13 protein-coding genes are annotated in these 17478 nt (G+C 63.8%); 4 read left to right on the top strand and 9 right to left on the bottom strand.

The window, feature by feature from the left end:
• Positions 1-104: 104 nt before the first annotated feature.
• The 6 genes from eutC to BMW74_RS12880 form a co-directional block, all read right to left on the bottom strand.
• A complete protein-coding gene (gene eutC / locus BMW74_RS12905) occupies positions 105-929 on the bottom strand; it encodes an ethanolamine ammonia-lyase subunit EutC (RefSeq protein ID WP_093420301.1) in 825 nt (274 codons plus the stop codon).
• An 11-nt stretch (positions 930-940) separates the two neighbouring features.
• Positions 941-2335 (bottom strand): ethanolamine ammonia-lyase subunit EutB, encoded by a 1395-nt coding sequence (locus tag BMW74_RS12900; protein WP_093420293.1) that lies wholly within the window; start codon positions 2333-2335, stop codon positions 941-943.
• 52 nt (positions 2336-2387) lie between these two features.
• Positions 2388-4583 carry an ethanolamine ammonia-lyase gene (locus BMW74_RS12895; RefSeq protein WP_093420288.1) on the bottom strand — a complete coding sequence of 732 codons (2196 nt, stop codon included), beginning with the start codon at positions 4581-4583 and terminating at the stop codon, positions 2388-2390.
• A gap of 29 nt (positions 4584-4612) precedes the next feature.
• Positions 4613-6049, bottom strand: coding sequence for an ethanolamine ammonia-lyase reactivating factor EutA (locus BMW74_RS12890; protein WP_093420283.1), 1437 nt, complete (start codon positions 6047-6049; stop codon positions 4613-4615).
• Positions 6050-6073: 24 nt separating this feature from the next.
• The gene (gene eutH, locus BMW74_RS12885) at positions 6074-7354 is read right to left on the bottom strand and encodes an ethanolamine utilization protein EutH (protein ID WP_093420278.1); all 1281 of its coding nucleotides are present in this window, start codon (positions 7352-7354) and stop codon (positions 6074-6076) included.
• Between the two features lie 192 nt (positions 7355-7546).
• A complete protein-coding gene (locus BMW74_RS12880) occupies positions 7547-9067 on the bottom strand; it encodes an acetaldehyde dehydrogenase ExaC (RefSeq protein ID WP_093420272.1) in 1521 nt (506 codons plus the stop codon).
• Positions 9068-9370: 303 nt separating this feature from the next.
• Between BMW74_RS12880 and BMW74_RS12875 the strand changes: the two genes are divergently transcribed.
• On the top strand, positions 9371-11284 hold the full coding sequence (locus tag BMW74_RS12875; protein ID WP_093420268.1) for a sigma-54-dependent Fis family transcriptional regulator: 1914 nt from the start codon (positions 9371-9373) through the stop codon (positions 11282-11284).
• Positions 11285-11305: 21 nt separating this feature from the next.
• On the opposite strand, the gene BMW74_RS12870 is transcribed toward BMW74_RS12875, so the two are convergent.
• Entirely contained in the window at positions 11306-12457 is a 1152-nt protein-coding gene (locus tag BMW74_RS12870; RefSeq protein ID WP_093420262.1) for a J domain-containing protein, read from the bottom strand.
• A 187-nt stretch (positions 12458-12644) separates the two neighbouring features.
• On the opposite strand from BMW74_RS12870, the gene mpl reads away from it, so the two are divergent.
• Genes mpl through BMW74_RS12855 form a run of 3 tightly spaced genes read left to right on the top strand, consistent with a single transcriptional unit; the run spans position 12645 to position 14900 of the window.
• The gene (gene mpl / locus BMW74_RS12865; RefSeq protein ID WP_093420257.1) at positions 12645-13994 is read left to right on the top strand and encodes a UDP-N-acetylmuramate:L-alanyl-gamma-D-glutamyl-meso-diaminopimelate ligase; all 1350 of its coding nucleotides are present in this window, start codon (positions 12645-12647) and stop codon (positions 13992-13994) included.
• On the top strand, positions 13991-14623 hold the full coding sequence (ubiX, locus tag BMW74_RS12860; RefSeq protein WP_093420252.1) for a flavin prenyltransferase UbiX: 633 nt from the start codon (positions 13991-13993) through the stop codon (positions 14621-14623). Before mpl ends, ubiX begins: the two co-directional genes overlap by 4 nt.
• Positions 14616-14900 (top strand): YceK/YidQ family lipoprotein, encoded by a 285-nt coding sequence (locus tag BMW74_RS12855; protein WP_093420247.1) that lies wholly within the window; start codon positions 14616-14618, stop codon positions 14898-14900. The genes ubiX and BMW74_RS12855 overlap by 8 nt, the downstream gene beginning before the upstream one ends.
• Before the next feature lie 135 nt (positions 14901-15035).
• Here BMW74_RS12855 and BMW74_RS12850 read toward each other — a convergent pair whose 3' ends face one another.
• Positions 15036-15677 carry an oxidoreductase gene (locus tag BMW74_RS12850; protein ID WP_093420242.1) on the bottom strand — a complete coding sequence of 214 codons (642 nt, stop codon included), beginning with the start codon at positions 15675-15677 and terminating at the stop codon, positions 15036-15038.
• A 27-nt stretch (positions 15678-15704) separates the two neighbouring features.
• Positions 15705-17423, bottom strand: a complete 1719-nt coding sequence (locus BMW74_RS12845) for a C13 family peptidase (RefSeq protein ID WP_093420164.1) — start codon at positions 17421-17423, stop codon at positions 15705-15707.
• Positions 17424-17478: the final 55 nt, after the last annotated feature.

The raw sequence follows: 17478 nt of genomic DNA, 5'->3' as shown, positions 1-17478 counted from the left end.
ATGACGGCAGTTTTCCGTGAGTTTGACGGCAATCGCTTCATGGAGCATGCGACCGCTCGTCGACTCTGCCTCAAAGCGCAGCCAAAACGCAATGCGGATTCGGCTCAGTCCTGCGCCGGGCCAAGCAGGAAGTTTCCCTGATTTTTGAGGTCCGTTTCTGACTCAAGAGTCTGCACCTGCGCCTCATCCTTCAGGTTGACCCCCGACAACTGCCGTCGGCAGGCCTCGCGCATCAGGTACAGCAAGCGATGGGCGGCCATGCCGTAGCTCAACCCCTCCAGGCGCACGTTGGAAATGCAGTTGCGATAGGCATCCGTCAGGCCAACTTTTGGGTTGTAAGTGAAATACAGTCCCAGGCTGTCGGGCGAACTGAGGCCGGGGCGTTCGCCGATCAGGATCACCACCATGCGCGCGCCGAGCAACTCGCCGATTTCATCCGCCACCGCCACCCGGCCCTGTTCCACCAGGATCACTGGCGACATCGACCAGCCTTCGGCTTGGGCCTGCTCCTCCATGCGCGCCAGAAACGGCAAGGTATGGCGGTGCACCGCCAGCGCCGACAAGCCATCGGCCACCACGATTGCCAGGTCGACGCCACCGGGAGCGGCCTGTGCGTGTTCACGCAGTGCCTGCGCGGACTCGGCGCTGAGTTTGCGCCCCAGGTCCGGGCGTTGCAGGTAGCTGTGGCGGTCGAGGGCGGCGCTGTGCAGCAGCAGGCTGGCGCGTCCGCGTTCGGCCAGTTGTGCGCTTAAACCGCCATGGTCGAACGGCAAGTGCACGGCATCGCGCGCTTGGGCGTGGGCGTACTGGAAGTCCAGTTGGGCGCCGGTCGGCAGGCTGGTGCCGGTGCGACCCAGGGCAATCCGCGCCGGGGTCAGGCGGCGCAGTTGCAGCCAGGGGTTGTGTGGATCGACGGGGGTGTTGTCCATAAGCATTTCACTCATCCCAGTTGCGCCAGGGCCTGGCGGAAGGCCGGCGGTAGGTTGTTGCCGAAATGAACTTTGCCATCACCTTGGGTGAAAATCCCCATTTTGGCCAGCCACGCCTCGAACTCCGGCGCCGGCTTGAGGCCCAGGGTCTGGCGGGCGTAGAGCGCGTCGTGAAACGACGTGGTCTGGTAGTTGAGCATGATGTCGTCGGAGCCGGGGATGCCCATGATGAAGTTGATCCCGGCCACGCCCAACAGGGTCAGCAGGGTGTCCATGTCGTCCTGGTCGGCCTCGGCGTGGTTGGTGTAGCAGATGTCACAGCCCATCGGCACGCCCAGCAATTTGCCGCAGAAGTGGTCTTCCAGGCCGGCGCGGATGATTTGTTTGCCGTTGTACAGGTACTCCGGGCCGATAAAGCCGACCACGGTGTTCACCAGAAATGGCTTGAAGTGCCGGGCCACGGCGTAGGCGCGGGTCTCGCAGGTTTGCTGGTCGATGCCGAAGTGGGCGTTGGCCGACAGCGCGCTGCCCTGGCCGGTCTCGAAGTACATCAGGTTTTGCCCCAGGGTCCCGCGATTGAGGCTCAAGCCCGCGTCATAGCCTTCTTGCAACAGACTCAAGCTGATGCCGAAGCTGGCGTTGGCCGCCTCGGTGCCGGCGATGGACTGGAACACCAGGTCCAGCGGCACGCCACGGTTGATCGCTTCGATGGAGGTGGTGACGTGGGTCAGCACGCAGGCCTGGGTGGGGATTTCGTAGCGCTGGATCACGGCGTCGAGCATCTCCAGCATGGTGCAGATCGAGGCGATGCTGTCGGTGGCCGGGTTGATGCCGATCATCGCGTCGCCGTTGCCGTACAGCAGGCCGTCGAGAATGCTCGCGGCAATGCCGGCCGGCTCGTCGGTCGGGTGGTTGGGCTGCAGGCGGGTCGACAGGCGTCCGCGCAGGCCCAGGGTGCCGCGGAAACGGGTGACCACGCGGATCTTCTGGGCCACCAGCACCAGGTCCTGGACGCGCATGATCTTCGACACGGCGGCCGCCATTTCCGGGGTCAAGCCCGGGGCCAGCGCCCGCAGGCTGTGTTCGTCGGCGGCATCGCTGAGCAGCCAGTCACGAAAGCCACCGACGGTGAGGTGGCTGACGGCGGCAAAGGCCAGGGTGTCGTGGGTGTCGATGATCAACCGGGTGACTTCATCGGTTTCGTAGGGGATCAGCGCTTCTTGTAGGAAGTGTTTAAGCGGGATGTCAGCCAGCGCCATCTGCGCGGCCACTCGTTCGCCGTCGTTCTGCGCCGCGACACCGGCCAGGAAGTCCCCGGAACGTGCCGGGCTGGCCTTGGCCATGACGTCCTTGAGGTCGTCGAAGCGGTAAGTCAGGGCGCCGACGCTATGGGAAAAACTTGCCATCACACACTCCGTTTCAAATAAGAAGGGCCGCTGCCGAGGAGGTCGTCATGCATCAGGATGCCACCTTCTTCAGCAGGTTTTCCAGGCGGTTGCCGGCGGCACGGTGTTCGAGGATGGCAAAGGCCTTCTCGGCGACCACACTGCCGCCTTCTATCGGCGGTAGACCGCCGCTGTAGATGTTGGAGATCACCGTGTATTCGTAGCGGATTTCGGGGTTGCCGCTAAAGCGCGCGGCGGCACGGCGGGTCTGTTCATCGGGCAGGCGATAGCCCAGGTACGCGGACATGCTGCGCGAAGCCAGGGCGTCGCCGCCCGGGCGTTCGCCGATCAGCACGATGATCAATTGCGGTTGCAACGCCTCACCCACCGACTCCGCCAGTTTGACCCGGCCATAGGGGGCCAGGATCGGTTGGCCGATGCGCAATTGACGGCTATTGAGGCCGTCCATCAACACCGGCAGCAAGTCGGGGATGTTGTGGTGAATGGCCTCGGCGCTGAGGCCGTCGGAAATGACGATCTGCACGTCGTTGTACTCCGGCTTCAGCCGGCGCAGGACTTCTTCGGTCAGGCGTGCGCCCAGTTCCGGGTCTTGCAGGTGCGCCAGCTTGTCGGGGGCGGCGGTACGCAGTTCGCGTAGCGGGATGTTGCCGATTTCGGCCGGACGCAGGTCGACGTAGATTGCCTCGCGGGCGACCGCCAGGTTGGCCCGCACGGTGCGCGAGACGCGGTTGGCCGGACGCGGGCCGGCGTTGTCGAAGCCGTAGGTGGCGGGGGTGGATTCCACCAGCCGTTGGAAGTCGATGTCCGACTCGCAGAAGATCCGCGGGTTACCCCAGTTCGCGCCACGCTGCACGTTGCCGTGGGCGTCCTGCTCGAAAATCCCTTTACCTAGCGCCCAGCGCAGGTACTCGGGCGCCGGGTTGAGGTCGTGGACCTCACGCAGGGTCTGGTTGTCATGGGCGCTGGTGTCGAAGTAGGCGAGCATGCGGTCGGTGCTCAGGTACACGTCCATGAAGAAGTTGGCCCCGGCGGCGGCGAGCAACTCGGTGGCCATTTGCTGGCCTTCGAGGGTGACCTGGGAGTGCAGGGTGTAGCAGGGCGCCATGCCCATGGGCAGGCCCATCAATTTGCCCATGAACTGGTCCTGCAAGCAGGAGTAGGTCATTTCAAAGTTGTCGAGGTGGGTTTCCGGGCCAATGAACCCGGTGACGTTGTTGACCATGAACGGCGAGTAGCGCCGCGCCAGCCCGTAGCACAGGGCTTCGCAGGTGGCCATGTCGATGCCTTCGTGCTTGCCGTAGGTCAGCTCGCTGCCCTGGCCGGTCTCGAAGTACATGAAGTTTTCGGCGACCTCACGCAGCGGGCCTTTTTCGCCCATGGTCTGCCAGGCCAGGTCGAGCAACTCGACGGTGACGTCAAATTCGTCGGTCAGGGTGCGGTCGGTCCCCGCCAGGCTTTGGAACATGATCTCCACCGGCGCGCCTTGTTCCAGGCAGGCCAGTTGCGTCTTGATATGGGACAGTACGCAAATCTGCGTGGGCGCCCCGGTTTCGCGCCGCAGTTTGTCCAGGTGGCGCAGGGTGGCGCTGATGTTGTCCACGGTGTCGATGGCCGGGTTCAGGCCGATCAGGGCGTCGCCCGAGCCCATGCTCAGACCGGTGTAGACCAACAAGGTGATGCCGCTGAGGTTGTCCGTGGGGTGATTGGGTTGCAAGCGTGAGGACAGCGTGCCGCCCAGGCCGACCAGGGTGCGCGCCTTGGCCGCCGCGCCGCTCTTGAGTTTCTTCGACAGCAGGATCAGTTCGTGGACATCGAGCAACTTGGCCAGGGCGGCGACCATCACGCCGGTCATCGCCCGGCCGATGCGGCGGATCTCATCGCCATGGCTGCGCAGCAGGCGGTCTTTCAAGTCGCCCAGGGTCAGCGCGGCAATTTCGCCGAACGTCCCGTGGTCGATGTCGTAGTTGACCTGCATGACGCTGTCGATACGGCCGTGGCGGTCGGTCAGCGGGTGGTCGTAGTAGTGCTGCAAGGTCAGCTCGGACAGCACCTTGCGCGCGGCTTCGCGGCTGATGTCGTCTTTGGCGGCCAGGCCCGCGACCCGGTCACCGGCCTTGCTGATGTCGGCGGCCCCGAGCACGGCCTTGAGGCTGGCGAAGTCGATCTGTCGATCCAGCACGCAGGTGCCGTACGAACGTTCGCTGCCAACGGTGGGCAGGCTGATCTGGTCGAGTGCTTTGAGTGACACGGAAGACGCTCCTTGGCGGGCCATAAAGGTCAATGCACGCCGTAAAAGGCGACGGGCACTATCTGTTGGTGGGGTTTTCCCAGGTTGATGAAGTGCGCATGGCGTTCGCGTACCTCATCGATGACCACCAGGTTGCAGGGTTGTCGGCCCCAGTCGCTGGCGTAGTTGCCCAGGGCCTTGCCGGCGTTGCTTTCCAGCAGCAGCACCAACGGCCAGTGCGCGGGCGGTTGAACCTGGGCGATGGCGCTGGCCAGGCGGGCGCCGAGTTGGCGAATGTCATCCAGGCCCGGTGGTGCACCGTCGTCGAGCAATTGCAGGCAGGCGCCGCCACGGCTGGTGGCTGCCAGGGTGATGGCGTCGACCAGTTGGGCGAGGGAGGCGCGGGTCGGCAGGCGGGCGACGATGGGCAAGTCCTTGAGCGGCAGGATGTGCGGTTGCGGCAGGAACAGGGTGCTGCCGGAGATCTCGGTGTTGTGCAGGGTCAAGCCGTACACCGTGGCGCGCCCACGGTTTTCCGGGACGAGGCGATTGGCGTCGCCCACCAACTGGGGATGGGCGGCGATGGCCAGGGCCAGGTCGATGCCCAGGTCACCATAGTGGGTGGTGCCCGGCAGCGTTTCGCCCTGCAAGTGGCGGTAGAGCAACTCGCCGACCCCGCCGGAAAAGGTCAGGCTCAGGGGCGCCGCGAGTGCCGGCAGGTGCAACGGCAGTTGCTCGGTGCGCTGCCCGGCGGGGCTGCTGAAGAAGTGGCGGTCGCCGCTGACGATGGCCTCCAGCGCCGCGATGTACCAGCCGATGATGGCGTCTCGCTGGTCGGTCTCCAGCGTGTCGCCCAGGCGGACAGGGATGTCCAGTTCGTCGAGCAGTACCTGGCCGAACGGGGAGATGGCGCAGAGTTGATAGCTGCCCGGCACGCATTGAAAGTGCCGGGCGCCGATAAAGTGACAGCCGCTGGCCAGCACATTGCCGGCCAGTCCCAGGGCGGCATTGGTGGTACCGCCGCCGATGTCCAGGTTGAGGATGGGTCGCTCGCCATGAAAGCGGCTCAGGGCCGAGCAACTGCCCATGAACGCCAGCCAGGACTCAAGCCCGCCGTCATCGGCGCGGGTAATCAGCGCGTTGCCGATCAGTCCGCCCACCAGGTCGGCCAGAGCGTGCGCATTGTTCCGCTGGGCGGCCAGGCCGGTGATGATCACGCCGCCGGAAAACAGCGCCTCGGGCGTGACCTTCGCGTCCGCCAACCAACCCTCGATCAAGCGTTGCACGGCCCGTTCGTCGATGGCATCGCCGGCAAACGGGGTAAACACCGGCTCGCCACGGTAGAGCACCACCGGCTCATGCAACGCCATGCGCCCGGTGATGCAATGGCTGCTGATGCTGGCCTGGGCGATCAGCGCGCTGCTGGTGGTGGAACCGAAGTCCAGCCCCAGCAGGAGCACTTGGTTGCCCGTGGTCAAAGGTTTCATGCAGGCCGCCTCGCCGCGCCGGATTCAGGCCGTGGCCTTGTGACCATCCGGGTGCAGGGTTTCCGGCACCGGCAGGCCCAGGTATTCGCCCTCGGCAATGATCCCGGCGGCGCGGTCTTGCGCCTCCAGTTGCAAGGCCTTGGGCACCGACAGCCAGTACGCCAGGCCCACGGCAATGAACCCGGCACTGAGCTTGCCGATCAGCACCGGCAGAATGATCGTCGGCTGGAAGTTGGCAGTGAACGACAGGTGGTCGCCCAGCAGGAACGCGGCGCATACGCCGAAGGCAATGTTGATCACCTTGTCCTTGGGCGGCATGAAACGCACCAGGCGGAACATGGCCAGGATGTTGGCGATGGTGGCCAGCATGCCGGCACTGCCGACCGCGCTCAGGCCGATCTTGCCACCGAGTTTCTCCAGGGGCTTGCCCAGGTATTTGCGCAGCAGGTAAACCATCGGGAACGCACCGGCGAGCATGATGCCGATGTAGCCCGCGGTTTCCAGGGCACGGGTCTGGTCCTCGGCGTCGGCGATGATCGGGTGGAAGCCCCAACCGCCAAACACCAGGGTGAAGACGCCGGTGAAGTACTCGACGATGGAAAACACCAGCACCAGTTTGATCGCCGCGTCCAGGGTCCGGCCGAAGATGATGAAGCCCTTGATCATCATGTCCGGCAAAAAGCGCAGGCCCAGGGCCAGGGCCACGACGAAGATCAGGATCGGCAGCAGGTTGGCGAAGATACTGCCCAGGCCCAGGGCCAGTTGATAGGTGGCTTCGCCGTTGGTCGACACCAGGTCGCGGACCAGTGGGTTACTGAAGGCGAGGATGACGCTGGCGATCAACACGCCCAGGGGAATGGTCAAAATGCCGGACATGATGCCCAGGGCCATGTATTTGTGGTCGCGCTTGTCGAGCATGGCCAGGCCCATGGGGATCGAGAACACGATGGTCGCGCCACCCATGAAACCGGTGATCAGCGCCATGACCAGCGCTTCCTTGCTGGCCGCCAGGGCGGACGCCAGGTGATAGCCGCCCATGTCCGAGGCAATGATCATGGTTGCGGCGAGCGCCGGATCGGCGCCCAACGAGCTGAAGAACGGGCCAAAGGCTTTTTCGATGAGCACCGTCAGGTAGGGGATGGAAGCCATGATCCCCGCCGCCGGTACGAAGATGTACCCCGTGGCGTGGATGCCTTCCATGAATTCTTTACCAAGCCCTTCATCACTGTTGTAGATCGCAGCGAAGGCGCCGAGCACGGCGCAGAGCATGATGAGATAAAGCACGTAGTTGCCGATCTGATCCATTTGCGAACTCCTTTCTTATTGTTGTTTTAACAGCACGAGCGCGGTACGCACGCGGGGTGCACCACCGTTTGGATACGTGCGGTTGCAGCCATGCCTCCGGTCGCCTTCAGGGCGCCGAATTCGAGATGGAAGAACCGGTGGGTAGCGGATCGCCAAGCACCTCCCGGCGACCGAGGTCGCCGGGAGGATCGATCAGAAGAAGCCCAGTGGATTGATGTCGTAGCTCACCAGCAGGTTCTTGGTCTGCTGGTAGTGATCGAGCATCATCTTGTGGGTTTCACGGCCGACGCCCGACTTCTTGTAGCCACCGAACGCGGCGTGGGCCGGGTACAGGTGGTAGCAGTTGGTCCACACGCGACCGGCCTTGATCGCCCGGCCCATGCGGTAGGCGCGGTTGATGTCGCGGGTCCACAGGCCCGCACCGAGGCCGAATTCGGTGTCGTTGGCAATCGCCAGGGCTTCGGCTTCGTCCTTGAAGGTGGTGATGCTCACCACCGGGCCGAAGATTTCCTCCTGGAACACGCGCATCTTGTTGGTGCCCTTGAGCAGGGTCGGCTGGATGTAGTAGCCGGTCGCCAGGCTGCCTTCGAGCTTCTCCACCTTGCCGCCGGTCAGCAGCTCGGCGCCTTCGCCCTTGGCGATTTCCAGGTACGAGAGGATTTTGTCGAACTGCTGCTCGGACGCCTGGGCGCCGACCATGGTGTCGGTGTCCAGTGGGTCGCCACGCTTGATCGACAGGACTTTCTTCATCACCACTTTCATGAAGTCGTCGTAGATCGATTCTTGCACCAGGGCGCGCGATGGGCAGGTGCACACTTCGCCCTGGTTGAAGAATGCCAGTACCAGGCCTTCCGCGGCTTTTTCGATGAAGGTCGGTTCGGCCTGCATGATGTCGGCGAAGAAGATGTTCGGCGACTTGCCGCCCAGTTCCACCGTGGACGGGATGATGTTCTCGGCCGCGCATTTCATGATGTGCGAGCCGACCGGCGTGGAGCCGGTGAAGGCAATCTTGGCGATGCGCTTGCTGGTGGCCAGCGCTTCGCCGGCTTCCTTGCCAAAACCGTGCACCACGTTCAGCACGCCCGGCGGCAGCAGGTCGCCGATCAGTTCCATCAGCACGGTGATGCCCAGCGGGGTTTGCTCGGCAGGCTTGAGCACCACGCAGTTACCGGCGGCCAGGGCCGGCGCGAGTTTCCAGGCGGCCATCAGGATCGGGAAGTTCCACGGGATGATCTGCCCGACCACGCCCAGCGGTTCATGGATGTGATAGGCCACGGTGTTGCCATCGATCTCGGCGGCGCTGCCTTCCTGGGCGCGGATGCAACCGGCGAAGTAGCGGAAGTGGTCGGCGGCCAGCGGGATGTCGGCGTTGAGGGTTTCACGCACGGCCTTGCCGTTGTCCCACGACTCGGTGATCGCCAGCACTTCCAGGTGCTGTTCGATGCGGTCGGCGATTTTCAGCAGGACCAGCGAACGCGCCTGGGCGGATGTGCTGCCCCAGGCATCGGCAGCAGCGTGGGCGGCATCGAGGGCTTTGTCGATGTCCTTGGCATTGGAGCGCGGGAACTCGGCGATAGGCTGGCCGTTGACCGGCGAGGTGTTGGTGAAATAGAGGCCATCGACAGGCGCGGCAAACTGGCCATTGATGTAGTTGCCGTATTTGCCTTTGAACGAAACGAGAGCGCCTTCAGTACCTGGGTGAGCGTAACGCATGATGAGTGTCTCCTTGGCTTTTGTGCTTATAAGGGAGTGCGCGCAGTGAGCGCCTGTATAAGCCTAGAGCAAAGGTCGGGCCACTGCTTTGCAGGTCAAGTAAATCAACGGCTTGCGGGATCTTGAACGCTGCCCATGCGCGTGGCTGTCGCAGTTGCGGCACAACCCCTGGTGACACTTTGTACCGCTTGTGGCACGTCCGGTGACCGGTGGGTCAGGCTGGCATTGCAATACATCCGGGGCTGGGGGATGCTGGGCGCCACCTCATGCAAGGCCCATCAGCCCCGGGGAGAACAATAAGAAATGCACGACAACCATTTGAGTCGCCATGCCCGGCAAGTCCTCACGGTCACCCAGGGCAAGGCGCACCTGCACGGCCCCGGCAGCGATCCGTCGATTGCCCGCTCCTGGCTGCGTTGCCTGGAGGACTATCACCTCGATCCGGCCCAGGCCATGGCGCCCACCGTGCTGGAACACGGCCGGGTGCTGGAGAGTCGCGAGCGCCTGCAGCAAGTGCTGCAGATTGCCGGCGGCGAAATGAACAGCCTGCACCAGCAGCTCTCCGGGGCCGGCCACGCGGTGCTGCTGACCGACGCCCGCGGGGTGATCCTCAACTGCATCACCGCGCCCACCGAACGCAAGATCTTCGAGCGCGCCGGGCTGTGGCTCGGCGCCGACTGGAGCGAGGCCTGCGAAGGCACCAATGGCATCGGCACCTGCCTGGTGGAGCGCCAGTCGCTGACCATCCACCAGGACGAACACTTTCGCGGTCGCCACACCGGGCTGACCTGCTCGGCGAGCCCGGTGTTCGATCCCCATGGCGAGTTGCTGGCGGTGCTCGATGTGTCCTCGGCGCGCCATGACGTGTCGCGGCAAAGTCAGTTCCACACCATGGCCCTGGTCAACCTCTCGGCGAAGATGATCGAGAGCTGCTACTTCCTGCGTTACTTCGACAATCAATGGCTGCTGCGCTTTCACGTGCAGGCCGAGTCGGTCGGGCTGTTCAGCGAAGGGCTGCTGGCGTTCGATGGCGAAGGGCGGATCAGTGCGGTCAACCAGAGCGCGTTGAACCTCTTGGGGCATATTCGTGGCGGGCTGCTGGGCAAGCCCGTCGAGGCGTTCTTTGATTGCTCGCTGGACGAGTTGCTGGGCCGGGCCAGCGTCAATGCCAGCGCCAGTTGGCCATTGCGCACCCGCGACGGACGGGTGTTGTTTGCCTTGCTGCGAGGCCAGCCGCGCAGCGTGCCCACGCCGGTGGCGCAAGCGCCGCGGAGCGCCGAACCGTCACGCCTGCCTGGCATTTGCCTGGGCGATGCGGGCCTGCAGGCGGACATGCGCAAGGCCCTGCGGGTGTTTGAGCGCGACGTGCCGCTGCTGATCAACGGTGAAACCGGCTCGGGCAAGGAAGCGTTTGCCAAGGCGGTCCACCACGCCAGCCAGCGTGCCGAGCAGGCGTTTGTCGCCCTCAATTGCGCGGCGATCCCGGAAAGCCTGATCGAGAGCGAACTGTTCGGCTATCGCGGCGGCAGTTTCACCGGCGCACGCAAGGAAGGCATGCGCGGCAAGTTGCAGCAGGCCGATGGCGGCACCCTGTTTCTCGATGAAATCGGCGACATGCCCCTGGCCTTGCAAACCCGCTTGTTGCGGGTGTTGGAGGACCGCCTGGTGGTGCCCATTGGCGGCGAGCCCCAGGCGGTCAACGTGCGCATCATCAGCGCCACCCACCGCGACCTGCTGGAGCGGGTGCAGGACGGCAGCTTCCGCGAAGATTTGTACTACCGGCTCAATGGCCTGGAGATCGCCTTGCCGGCGTTGCGCGAGCGCAGTGACAAGTCCCAGTTGCTGGACTTTCTACTGGCCGAGGAGGCGGGCGGCGAGACGGTCGTGATCGACGCGCCCGCGCGCCAGGCCCTGCTCGATTTCCCCTGGCCGGGCAACGTGCGACAACTGCGTACGGTGCTGCGCACCCTGGCCGCGCTGTGTGAGGGCGGGCGGATTGGTGTCGAGGATTTGCCGGCGATGATCCGCCAGGCTCGTCCGGCGCTGGCGACGAAACTCGACGAGCCCTCGGAGCACCCGCTGGATGACGCCGAGCGCCTGGCACTGCTCGATGCCCTGGCGCAAACCCGCTGGCACATGACCCACACCGCCGAGCAGTTGGGCGTGAGTCGCAACACCCTCTATAGAAAGCTGCGCAAGCATGGGATTGCCCGCTAGAGGGAATCGAGAGGGCGAGGTTCAGCGCGTGAAGGGGTCGTCGAAGTCATCGAAGAACATGTCTTCATCGAACCCCCTCGCCATCTCCCTTTCCAACGCCTTGTCGTAATCGCGTTGCCCCTTGAGCCAGGCCTTCAGGGCCTTGGGATCGTTTAGTTCTTCGTAGAGCTGGGTTCGGTCCTGGATCTCGAGCAGTACCTGCTCAAGTTGGTACTCAAAGATACCGGCAACGTTCTGGGGGGCCACCTTGATGTATGGATCGACGTCGAATTGCTGTTTGAACGCCAGCTCCTGGTCGAAGGCTTCCTGTTGTAGCTCTAGCAGTTGCTCGCTCAGCACCCGGTTGTAATGTTTGAGCCGGTCAGCGGCCAGCGTGTTGAGGGTGTCTGCGCTGATGTGCTCCAGTTCCAATTGCAGTTGCAGCAGCTCAAGCAGATTGCGGTTGCCATAGGCGTGATTGACGCGTTGCATCAGTGCGGTTTTGCGTTCGCGCTCGACGGGGTCGGGCTCTCGGTCAGGGTGCAGGGCGCTGGCCAGTTTGCGGTACACCTCGCGTACGGATTGACTGGCCTGAGCGGCGTCTGTTTCCTGGCGCAGTTGTTGCGCGGTTTTCTTGCCGGGCTTTTGGCGTGACTCGGGTTGTTCGGCGTCAAAGCGCTCGCTTATTTTTTGCGCAATGTCCTCGGGTGACAGCCGGCCAATATTGTCGCCGAGGTCGACGCCGAACATCTCTTGCAGGCCCAAGTTGAACAGCTCGTTGTCGTCGGCTTCATCGGTGTCGAAGTCACGGCCGCTGTGTTGGTGGTACAGCACTTTCAAGCGTGCTTGATCCGCATCGCTGCAGTTGCCAGCCTCGATCAACTCGTAGGCTTGGCCGCAAATTTCCTGGGTCAGTGTCTTGCGATCGGTTTTCGACAGTTTGATTCGTTCGCCCAGGTCACTGAGTACCTGCACAAACTCGATCGACTGTTGGTGCAGGATATCGAGTTGCGGCAGGAACTCACGGTGCCAGCGCTCGGTATAAAGCGGGGTGGCGGCTTCCCAGGCCAGCAGGATCTGGCGCTGTTTGTCGATTTTTTTCACGAGGCCGTTAAATTTTCGCTGCCCGGCAGTCAGTTTTTTCGGATTTTTATCCGCACCGCCGATGCTGACGTCAAGGGTGGTTTTTTTCACGAGTGGTCCTCGGGGAGTTGTTGAGGATAAGGGCGAACCATTATTCAGCATTATCGTGTTGAACTAGGGTGTAGGGCGATTCTGGATTTTGAGTCGCTCAGTGGGCGGTTCTCCCCTGTGAGCTTAAACACCAGGTGCGATTTTTCCCACCCTACGCTACCCTGCGGCCATGTTTACGAGGTCGACTATGCACATTCATATTCTGGGTATCTGTGGCACTTTCATGGGGTCGATGGCGGTCCTGGCCAAAGAGCTGGGGCATCGCGTGACGGGCTCCGATGCCAACGTCTATCCGCCGATGAGCACGCAGTTAGAGGCCCAGGGCATTGAGCTGACCCAAGGCTACGACCCGGCCCAGCTCGATCCGGCCCCGGACCTGGTGGTGATTGGCAATGCCATGTCCCGCGGCAACCCGGCCGTCGAATACGTGTTGAACAAAGGCCTGCCGTACGTCTCCGGGCCGCAATGGCTGGCCGACCACGTGCTGCAAGGCCGCTGGGTGCTGGCGGTTGCCGGCACCCACGGCAAGACCACCACCAGCAGCATGCTGGCCTGGGTGCTGGAACATGCCGGCATGAGCCCGGGCTTTTTGATCGGCGGTGTACCGCAGAACTTCTCGGTGTCGGCGCGCCTGGGCGACACGCCGTTCTTCGTGATCGAAGCCGACGAGTACGACAGCGCGTTCTTCGACAAGCGCTCGAAGTTCGTGCACTACCGCCCGCGCACCGCGATCCTCAATAACCTTGAGTTCGATCATGCGGACATCTTCCCCGATCTACCGGCCATCGAGCGGCAATTCCACCATTTGGTGCGCACCATCCCGAGTGAAGGCCTGGTGATTCACCCCACCACCGAGCCGGCGTTGCAGCGTGTGATCGAGATGGGCTGCTGGACCCCGGTGCAAACCACCGGCGTGGGCGGGCAGTGGCAGGTCAAGCTGCTCAGCGCAGACGGCTCCCGGTTTGAAGTGATGTTCGAAGGCGTGGTCCAGGGCATCGTGGACTGGGACATGACCGGCGAGCACAACGTCGCCAACGCCTTGGCGACCCTGGCAGCGGCGCGCCATGTGGGTGTGGCGCCGGCCATGGGCATTGCCGGCCTGAGCGCGTTCAAGAGCGTCAAACGACGCATGGAAGTGGTGGCCCAGGTCAACGGCGTCACCATTTACGACGACTTTGCCCATCACCCGACCGCCATTGCCACCACTCTCGATGGCCTGCGCAAACGCATTGGCGATGCGCCATTGATCGCCATCATCGAGCCGCGCTCCAACTCGATGAAGCTCGGCGCTCACCGTGACGGCTTGCCACAGAGCGTGGTCGATGCCGATCAGGTGATCTGGTACGGCCCGGCCAACCTGGGCTGGGACTTGGTCGGTACGTCGGCGCTGTGCACGGTGCCGTCGGTGGTCAGCGATTCGCTGGACGACATCATCGCGCGCGTCAAGCGCCAGGCCCAGGCCGGCGCACACGTGGTGATCATGAGCAACGGCGGCTTCGGTGGCCTGCACGGTAAACTGGCCGAGGCGCTGAAATGAACAGCGGCCCGGAACGCGTCACGCTGGCCATGACCGGCGCTTCCGGCGCCCAGTACGGCTTGCGCCTGCTCGACTGCCTGGTGCGCGAAGACCGCGAGGTGCACTTTCTGATCTCCAAGGCCGCGCAATTGGTGATGGCCACCGAGACTGACGTCACGCTGCCGCCCAAGCCGCAGATGATGCAAGTGTTCCTCACCGAATACACCGGCGCCGCGGCGGGGCAGATTCACGTGTATGGCCGCGAAGACTGGATGTCGCCGGTGGCCTCGGGCTCCGGGGCACCGGCGGCGATGGTGGTGGTGCCGTGCTCCACCGGGACCCTGTCGGCGATTGCCACGGGCGCCTGCAACAACCTGATCGAGCGCGCCGCCGATGTCACGCTCAAGGAGCGCCGGCAGTTGATTCTGGTGCCGCGCGAGGCGCCGTATTCGAGCATTCACCTGGAGCACATGCTCAAGTTGTCGAACATGGGCGTGACCATCCTGCCGGCCTCGCCTGGCTTCTATCACCAGCCGCAGACCATCGATGACCTGGTGGACTTTGTGGTGGCGCGCATCCTCAACCTGCTGAACATCCCCCAGGACATGCTGCCACGCTGGGGCGAACACCATTTGAGCAATGATGAATAAGCTGCTGACGATCCTGCTGGCCCTGCAACTGGGCGGCTGCGCCACCGTGCGCACCCTGGACGCGGCCAAACCGGGCGCGCCGGTGGTGTACTCGGGCATGCGCCTGGATTTGTATGCGCTGGACGGTGGCTGCTGCGCCAAGGACCACTTCGGCGCCGAAGCGCCGAGTTACCCCGGCCTCGACCTGCCGGCCAGCGCCTTGCTCGACACACTGTTGTTGCCGTTGTCGGTGTTGACAGTACTGGGCGTCGGGTTTCAGGCGACGGGTGGGTTGTAGCGTTCGGTTTTGGGGCGGTGGTGTGGCCTCTTCGCCGGCAAGCCGGTCTCGCTCCCACAGTGACAGCCCGCGATCACAAATAAAACCTGTGGGAGCGAGCCTGCTCGCGATGACGGCAGTACAAGCGCCGCGTGACTACTTGCCCAGCTTGCGCAGCTCATCGGACTCGACCACCCGCACCCCATCCTGCTCTTCCAGCGCCAGGCGCCACATGGCGCGGGCCAGTTGGCAGGCTTCGATGCCGCGGTATTTGCCGGGGATCAGCTTGGACAAGGGACCGGCCAGTTGCTCGCCCAGGCGCGGCTCAAGGCGATCGCCCAGCAGCAGCGAAGGCCGGCAGATGGTCAGTTGCGGCCAGTCCTGGGCGCGCAGGGCCTGTTCCATCTCACCTTTGACGCGGTTGTAGAACACCGAGGACTTGGGGTCGGCACCGATGGCGCTGATCACGATCAGGTGCCGTGCGCCCAGCTCCCGTGCGCGCTTGGCAAAGGCCACGACCATGTCCAGGTCGACCGCCCGAAACGCTTGCTCGGAACCGGCCTGCTTGATCGTGGTGCCCAGGCAGCAGTAGGCGATATCGACCCGGCCACTGAGTTGGGGCAGGAACACCGCCGGGTCGCCCACCGGGTTTTCCAGGTGCGGGTGTTCGGCCAGCGGTCGGCGTGAAGGTGCGAGTACCCGGTTGACCGTCGGCTCGTTGAGCAGGCGATCGAGCAAATGCTCACCCGTCAGTCCAGTCGCTCCGGCGAGCAGGATATGCTGAGGTGTCAGGTACATAGTGTTTCCCCCTTGATACTGTTCAGCTTAGTTGCTCTTGGCGGCCTTGCTGGTCAGTGCGGCACTTTGCAGTGCCTTTTGTGCTTGCTGCCTGCGCAGTGCCTGCCAGTGCGCGATGACGCCCTTGGGGGCCCATATCTGCGGTTCGGAAGGATCGAAATTATCGGCCAGTTCGCGTTCGGCGACGGTGGCCTTGGCCAGCTTGAAGGCGTGTTCCAGATCGTCGGTGCGGTTCAGGGCCTGGGCGAACAGTGCATCGCCGAAGTAGGTGAAGTCCGCTTCCTCCGAACAGCCGAACGACACGCGATCGGCCCGTGAAGCGGTCATGATCAGCGTGCGTTCGTCCTTGAGCGCCGGGATAAACCCGCCGGAGTAGCAGGCGGAGATGACGATGACTTTGTCGCGATTTTTCAGCGGCGCCAGCACGGCGGCCAGTTCATCGGCGGGCAGGTCGGCCAGCTCCATGCGCGGTTCGTCGAGCACCAGTTCGTGGGCTTGGGTGCCGTGGCTGGTCAGGTAGATGAACAGCAGGTCTTCCGGGCCGCTGCGCTCGGCAAGGGTCAGGGCGGCGCGGCGCAGGCTCTCGCGGGTGGCCATTGGCCGATCAGCCAGGTGGTCGCGATGGTTGACCAGGCGGATCTGCCCGTAGGCGCCGAAGCGACTGGCGAGCATGTTGCTCACGTAGTCGGACTCACGCAGGAACACACTCTGCTTGCCATCGCCCCCCAGGGTCAGGGTGTACAGCTCGATGGCTGGCGTGGAGGGCGGCACGTCGGCCAGGGCCTCTTCAAGCAGTCGCCCCTGGGCCAGCAGGCCCAGTTCCAGGGTGTCGGGCAGTAGCTTGCCGTTGGCATCGCGCACGCGCTGGCCATTGACCCACTCGCCGGTATGGATCGTGCCGTCGGCCAGCACGAGGGTGCCGTGGCCCTGATAGCTGTCGTTGTCGAACTGGCCGATGTAGAAGCTGCCATCCGGCAGGTTCAGGCGGCCTTCGCCGCTAAAGCGCCAGTCGTTGAAGTGGCCGATGTAGTGACTGTTGTCGGCGCCGATCAGTTCGCCCTTGCCCGTGAGTGCGCCTTCCTTGAACTCGCCGATCCAGACGTCACCGTCGCCGTTCTCGTAGCGGCCTTTGCCGTGCAATTGATTCTGTTTGAAGCCGCCGAGGTAGACATCGCCCTCGGCACTGTTGAAGGTGCCGGGACCTTCCAGTTGGCCATCGATAAAGTGGCCGGTGAACTGGTTGCCGCTGGCATCGCTGCGCTGGCCTTCGCCGTTGGGCTTGCCGTGGGCGAACTGGCCCTGGTACTGGCTGGCGTCTTCAAGCTCCAGGCGGCCGAGGCCGGAATACTGGTCGGCCTTGAACTCGCCGCGGTAGGTCATGCCGTTTTCCTTGAGCGTGCCCTCGCCATCGCGCCGGCCCAGCTTGAAGCCGCCGGTGTAGCTGCTGTCGGGGGTGGTCAGGGTGCCTTGGCCGTGGAACAGACCTTGTTGGAACTCGCCGCGATAGACCTCGCCATTGCTGCCGTGCCATTCGCCTTGGCCATGCCATTGGCCCTTGTCGAACTGGCCGGCGTACCAACTGCCGTTCGGGTAGTCGATGCGGCCCTGGCCTTGCAACAGGCCGTTGACCAGATCGCCGCGATAACGCCCGCCATCGGGCAGGCGTGCGTCGGGCGGCAACAGCGATTCGCCATCGCCACACGCGGTGAGCAATAAGGTCAGGGCAAGGGGTGCAAGTGAGCGCATAGCGGGTTCCGGGCAATTAGGCGACCGAGTATGCCGCAGCTATGTGCCTGATAAA

The organism is Pseudomonas sp. ok272, assembly GCF_900109995.1.
GTDB lineage: Bacteria > Pseudomonadota > Gammaproteobacteria > Pseudomonadales > Pseudomonadaceae > Aquipseudomonas.
The sequence above is the reverse complement of the archived record's forward strand: the minus strand, read 5'-3'. Positions and strand labels throughout refer to the sequence as shown.

Excerpts from the sequence above, each read along its gene's own strand:
- eutC (WP_093420301.1), bottom strand. The coding sequence starts at position 929 with ATGGACAACACCCCCGTCGATCCACACAACCCCTGGCTGCAACTGCGC.
- BMW74_RS12900 (WP_093420293.1), bottom strand. The coding sequence starts at position 2,335 with ATGGCAAGTTTTTCCCATAGCGTCGGCGCCCTGACTTACCGCTTCGAC.
- BMW74_RS12890 (WP_093420283.1), bottom strand. The coding sequence starts at position 6,049 with ATGAAACCTTTGACCACGGGCAACCAAGTGCTCCTGCTGGGGCTGGAC.
- eutH (WP_093420278.1), bottom strand. The coding sequence starts at position 7,354 with ATGGATCAGATCGGCAACTACGTGCTTTATCTCATCATGCTCTGCGCC.
- BMW74_RS12880 (WP_093420272.1), bottom strand. The coding sequence starts at position 9,067 with ATGCGTTACGCTCACCCAGGTACTGAAGGCGCTCTCGTTTCGTTCAAA.
- BMW74_RS12875 (WP_093420268.1), top strand. The coding sequence starts at position 9,371 with ATGCACGACAACCATTTGAGTCGCCATGCCCGGCAAGTCCTCACGGTC.
- mpl (WP_093420257.1), top strand. The coding sequence starts at position 12,645 with ATGCACATTCATATTCTGGGTATCTGTGGCACTTTCATGGGGTCGATG.
- ubiX (WP_093420252.1), top strand. The coding sequence starts at position 13,991 with ATGAACAGCGGCCCGGAACGCGTCACGCTGGCCATGACCGGCGCTTCC.
- BMW74_RS12855 (WP_093420247.1), top strand. The coding sequence starts at position 14,616 with ATGAATAAGCTGCTGACGATCCTGCTGGCCCTGCAACTGGGCGGCTGC.
- BMW74_RS12850 (WP_093420242.1), bottom strand. The coding sequence starts at position 15,677 with ATGTACCTGACACCTCAGCATATCCTGCTCGCCGGAGCGACTGGACTG.
- BMW74_RS12845 (WP_093420164.1), bottom strand. The coding sequence starts at position 17,423 with ATGCGCTCACTTGCACCCCTTGCCCTGACCTTATTGCTCACCGCGTGT.